General features: G+C 69.7%; 6 protein-coding genes and 1 pseudogene. 1 reads left to right on the top strand and 6 read right to left on the bottom strand.

Going from position 1 to position 4,952, the window contains the following annotated elements:
• Positions 1-266: 266 nt before the first annotated feature.
• The 6 genes and pseudogenes from ACFVJQ_RS45405 to ACFVJQ_RS45380 all read right to left on the bottom strand — a co-directional run.
• Positions 267-386, bottom strand: a pseudogene (locus ACFVJQ_RS45405) (histidinol phosphatase); the annotation flags it as partial.
• Positions 387-424: 38 nt separating this feature from the next.
• Positions 425-850, bottom strand: a complete 426-nt coding sequence (locus tag ACFVJQ_RS45400) for a hypothetical protein (RefSeq protein ID WP_385518282.1) — start codon at positions 848-850, stop codon at positions 425-427.
• A gap of 463 nt (positions 851-1,313) precedes the next feature.
• Positions 1,314-2,060, bottom strand: coding sequence for an ABC transporter ATP-binding protein (locus ACFVJQ_RS45395; RefSeq protein WP_385791829.1), 747 nt, complete (start codon positions 2,058-2,060; stop codon positions 1,314-1,316).
• Positions 2,057-2,719 (bottom strand): molybdate ABC transporter permease subunit, encoded by a 663-nt coding sequence (gene modB, locus ACFVJQ_RS45390; RefSeq protein ID WP_385791827.1) that lies wholly within the window; start codon positions 2,717-2,719, stop codon positions 2,057-2,059. Before modB ends, ACFVJQ_RS45395 begins: the two co-directional genes overlap by 4 nt.
• On the bottom strand, positions 2,719-3,537 hold the full coding sequence (modA, locus tag ACFVJQ_RS45385) for a molybdate ABC transporter substrate-binding protein (protein WP_385518290.1): 819 nt from the start codon (positions 3,535-3,537) through the stop codon (positions 2,719-2,721). Before modA ends, modB begins: the two co-directional genes overlap by 1 nt.
• Positions 3,538-3,584: 47 nt before the next feature.
• Entirely contained in the window at positions 3,585-4,328 is a 744-nt protein-coding gene (locus ACFVJQ_RS45380; RefSeq protein WP_385791825.1) for a substrate-binding domain-containing protein, read from the bottom strand.
• A gap of 49 nt (positions 4,329-4,377) precedes the next feature.
• Here ACFVJQ_RS45380 and ACFVJQ_RS45375 point away from each other — a divergent pair, with 49 nt between their 5' ends.
• Positions 4,378-4,587: a hypothetical protein gene (locus ACFVJQ_RS45375; RefSeq protein WP_385791823.1), complete on the top strand. Its 210-nt coding sequence runs from the start codon at positions 4,378-4,380 to the stop codon at positions 4,585-4,587.
• The last annotated feature ends 365 nt before the right edge of the window (positions 4,588-4,952 follow it).

The following is a 4,952-nucleotide window of genomic DNA, read 5'->3' as shown; positions in this document are numbered from 1 at the left end:
TGCGCCTGAACCGGCGCCGCTTTCACGGGCCTGGTTCCTCGCCCTCGGGGCTACTCAATTGATGGTTTGCGGTTCGAGCCGGTGCCTGTGCGGATTCTTCCGCACAGGCACCGTCACGCATCTGGCCTGCGAAGCCGCTTCGAGGGTTCCAGGACGACGCGGCGAGCACGACGTCCGGGCGCGGACCCGCTCGGTGGATGCCGGGTCGGCGTCGGGGATGAGGAGCACAGCGACGCGGACGCGGGGCGGCACCGGGCTGCTGCCTGGCCAAGGCGGCCCTGGCCTTCCCAGCCGGAGAGGGAGGAGTAGGCGAAGGAGGCGTCCGCGAGCTTCGAAACGCGCGAGACGTCCAGCACGGACGCCGAGGACAGGGTGCGGCCGGTGAATGTGCTGCTGGTAACCTCTACCGCCTCTCTGAGGGACGTCAGGACCTGGTCGGCGCGGGCCACGGCGTGGACGTAGGGGCCAACGCGGGCGGCTTCACCTCGCCGAACGCGGCGTTGATGTCGTCCCGTACCTCTACCGCGTAGTGCTCCAGCAGCTGCTTGCCGCAGTGCCCGTGCGCGAGGATGTCCGCGATATTCGCCCCGGCCGCGTTGTCCAGCCAGTCACGGATGGTCGGCCTGTTGTCGTTCGTGCTCACGACCCGAGTGTTCGCCGAGACGGTGCGCTTCCCGAGCAAGCACGCCGGGTTACCCGGCAATGTCCGCCTCACCTCGGCGAATGCCCGGTAGAGCGAGGCGACGGAGGTGGACTTGCCCGCGTTCTTGCCCGTCTTGATGGTGAGCTTCTTCGCGATGTCGGGGACGGGGACGCCCTTGTCCTTGAGCGCCAGGGCGAAGGTGAGCATGTCGTCGTCGATGACCTTCGGGCGTCCGCCGTGGTTGCGACACGGGTCGAGATCTTCTCGGAGAAGGTCCGCTTGCAGACAGGTTCGAGCGCGGCGAGCTGGCTGGCGAGTTCCTGCTGTGCGGTCGAGCAGCGCGCGTACCCGATCCGGATCGGCTTGGCCGCCGCGGCGGCCGGCACCGCGTCGTCTGGCGGGCCCGGCTTCCACGGGCCGCCCGGGACCCCAGTCCTCCGGAATGAGGACTTCGAGTTCCTCGCGGAGGGCAGGGACGAGGATGAAGCGGGCGGTGTGGTACTCGGACAGTCGTTTTCGTTCTATCGCGCTTGACCGGTCGTCAGATCCGCCCCGGCAGTGGGCCAAAGCCTGTCTCGCACGACGCGCGGGCTTTGAGAGGACTTCTGCGAACGGTGACCTGGGGAAACGTGATCGATTCCGGGGCTGTCGCAGAACTCTCGCATGAGAATCACTGCGCGCAACGACCGTCACTGAGCGCTACGTCAGCGGTTGGCGGCTGGGTTGGCTCGAACTCCGCTGCGGAAATGAGGTGGCGGGTGTGGCCGGGTGCGAAGAGAAGGACGTGGTCGGCCAGTGCCGTGACGTCGTCGGGGTCATGGGTGACCAGCAGCGTGGGAGTCCTCTCCTCGCGGGTGAGGGTGGCCAGCAGGTCGCGGAGCTGGTGGCGGGTGGGCCGGTCAAGGGCGCTGAACGGCTCGTCGAGCAGCAGGAGGCGAGGCTGGCCGGCCAAAGCGCGGGCCAGGGCGATGCGCTGGCGCTCGCCCCCGGAGAGGGTGCGGGGTTTCTGCTCCGCGAAGTGGGCGGCGCCGACGCGCTCCAGCCAGGCCGTTGCCTGGTCGTGGCGCTCGCGGTGCGGGACGTGTCGTAGGGCGAGGGTGAGGTTGCCGAGCGCGGTGCGGTGTGGAAGTAGGGCGGCGTCCTGGAAGACCATGCCCAGGTGACGGTCCTGGGTGCGGACGTGGATCTTGTTCGCGGGGTCGGCCACCGGGGAGTCGTGGAGGTGGATAGTGCCGCTCTGCGGCCGGAGCAGTCCGGCGATGAGGGCGAGGGTGAGCGATTTGCCGGAGCCGGACGGGCCGAAGAAGACGGTGGTGCCGGACGGTGCGGTGAAGTCGGCGTGAATGGAGGCGCGGTCGCCGGAGGACCAGGTGGCGTTCATGACCACGGGCGGGGCGGTGGGATCGGGCAGGGTCATAGGGCGTTCCGGGAGAAGCGGTTGACCAGTACCAGGACGGCGACGGCGACGGCGACGAGGGAGAGGATGACGGCGAGGAGGGCCGCGCGGTCGTCGTTGCCTGCCTGAACGGCGTCGTAGACGGCGATGGGCATGGTCTGGGTCTGGCCGGGGATGTTGCCGGCGACCATGACGGTGGCGCCGAAGTCGCCCAGCGCGCGGGCGAAGCCGAGGGCGACGCCAGCGATGATGCCGCGCCTCGCGAGGGGCAGGGTGACGCGGGCGGCGACCTGCCATTCGGGCAGGCCCATGGTGCGGGCGGCCTGCTCCAGGCGGGGGTCGACAGATTCGATGGCGGCCCGGGCGGTGCGCAGGCAGAACGGCAGCGAGGCGACCGTGGCTGCCAGGACCGCGCCCGCAGGGGTGAAGACCAGGGGCTGGCCGGTGACGTTCTGCCAGGTGTCGCCGACGACGGTGTCGTTGCCGCACAGCACCAGCAGGTAGTAGCCGAGCACCGTGGGCGGCAGCACGATCGGCAGGGAGGCGAGGGCTTCGAGCAGGCCACGGCCGCGGAAGCGGCCCTTGGCCAGCAGGTAGCCGCCACCGATGCCGAGGACGGCGGCGAGGGCGGTGGCTGTCGCCGCGACCTGCAGCGACAGCCACAACGGGAACCAGTCCATCAGCCGGTCGAGGTCCTCTCGCCGGGCAGGACGAAGCCGTACTTGTCCATCACCTTGCGCCCTTCCGCGCTGTTGACCAGGTCGGCGAACTTCTTAGCGGCGTCCTGCTTGTCCTTCGGCGCGGTGACGACCAGGACCTGCCGCAGCGGCTCGTGGGCCTTCTCCGGGACCAGGGTGTACGCGCCGTCGGTGCGGGTGATCACCAACGAGAGGGAGACCAGCGCGGATTGGGCGTTGCCGGACGTGGCCAGGCGCAGCGTGTCGGAGATGTTCTCCCCGTACACCAGACGGTCCTTGACCTGGTCGTAGATCCCGGCGTCCTTGAGGGCCTCGACAGCGGCGACGCCGTAGGGGGCGTGCTCGGGGTTGGCGATGGCGATCTTGCCGTACTTCGCGTCGGTCAGGTCCTTGATAGAGGTGGTCTTGTCGCCGGCCTTGTTGGTCCAGATCGCGAGGCGGCCGTAGGCGTAGTCGGCACGGGTGCTCTCGATGCCCTTGCCGGCCTCGACGACGTCGTCGACGTAGTTGGTGCTGGCGGAGGCGAACACGTCGAACGGGGCGCCCTTGGTGATCTGATGGGACAGCTGGCCGGAGGAGCCGAAGGTGAAGACGACCTTCCCGCCGATGTCCTTCTCGTATCTCTTGCCCAGGTCGGTGAAGGCCAGCCGCAGGTCGGAGGCAGCGGCCACGGTGATCGAGGCGGGCTCGCCGCCTCCGACGCCTGAGTCGGCGTTGGCGGAGCACGCGGCGAGCAGGGTGGTGGCCCCGAGCAGGGCAGCGGTGTGGCGAAGGCGTCTGGATATCGCGGGCAGCGTCATGAAGGCGGTGCTCCCAGCAGAAGAGGGTCCGATGTCGGGGCGCGGCTTTAGAGGGTGGTACCGCAGGAAGTGAGCTGGTCGTAGCCGCCGATGGCGGCGAGCCGGGAGGTGTAGGCCCGGTCGGCCAGGAGGTCGCCGAGGGCGCGGGCGGCTGGATGGGCGGCCCATTGCTGACCGACCCACAGGGCGACCTGGTGCTCCTCAATGGGGGTGAAAGGAAGTGCGAAGGCCGCCGCGGCGGCGGTCATCGTCACGGCCGCGCCATGACCGGCGGCGGCGTGGCGGGCGGCGTCCACATGCCCGGCCGCCACCGTCCCGCCCGACGCATCGAGGGAGACGCCGAGGCGGGCCAGGGCGCGCTCCAAGGAATGCTGGCTGAAGGTGGACGCCTCACGCCGCACGAGAGGCATCCGCCCGGCGGCGACATCTTCGAGCGCGACCGGGCTGTGGTCATCGGGGGCGGCCAGGCCCACCTGCCAGCTGCCCAGCCGCCATCCGATCGCAGATGCGGCGGGGCGGGGCAGGCTGTCGGCGGGGCCGTGGACGCAGGCGGCGTGTGCCCGCCCCGCTTCCAAGGCTTCGATCGCCTGGGCGCTGGAGCCGTGCACGGCGACGACCGCGTGGCCGCGGGCACGGAGCATCGCGGCGGCCAGACCGACCGCCGGATCGCAGCCGAGCACGACGAACGCATCCTGCTCACCGGGGTGCAGCATGCGCAGCCGACCGCGGTCGGCTACCGCGTCCGCAGACGCCCAGGCGTCCAGCCCGGTGGCATGAACACCGCATGGCATTACCTCGGAACCTCTTGCCATGATGCCGCTGATCTGTCGCGGTACCCCGATGGGCAGCACCCCAGAACCCGCAGTACCCGCCACAGCCGCTGAACCGGACGCCGACCAGAAGCGACTCACACCGGGCGTGAAGGGCATCGGCAGTGCCAGTTTCCTGGCGGATGTCGGCCATGAGATCCCCACCGCCCTGCTACTGGCCGCCCCGGCGAGGGCGTCGATGGGCAACCTCGGCGCGAGCGGATTCCGACACTCAGGCTAGGGATGTCACGGATGCGAGTGAGTGCATGAGCTGGGGATGCTCTACCAGCAACAGGTAACCGCTCTACGACACGACCTCACCAGGGGCGCAGGGCCCCACAACCGCGCAGGGCTCAGCCGAGGGCATGCCACGAGGCGGTCGAATGACTCCATGGAAGCGTTTTGCGCAGACACCGAATCCTTCGAGCACCACCGATGTCCCAAGGACTGGTCCGCGCCATGGTTGTGGCGGTGCCACCGCATTCAGGAAGAAGGGAGGGGCCATGCCCGGCAAACAACCGGAGAGCACGGCCGGCCGGCCGGCTCTCGATCACATCAGCTCGCTGCCGATGCGTGTCCATCGGATCCTGCGGCCGTCGATCCGTC

Source organism: Streptomyces sp. NPDC127197 (assembly GCF_042672405.1).
In the GTDB taxonomy this organism is placed as follows: Bacteria; Actinomycetota; Actinomycetes; order Streptomycetales; family Streptomycetaceae; genus Streptomyces; species Streptomyces flavusporus.
This window is presented reverse-complemented; position numbering and strand designations above follow the sequence as displayed.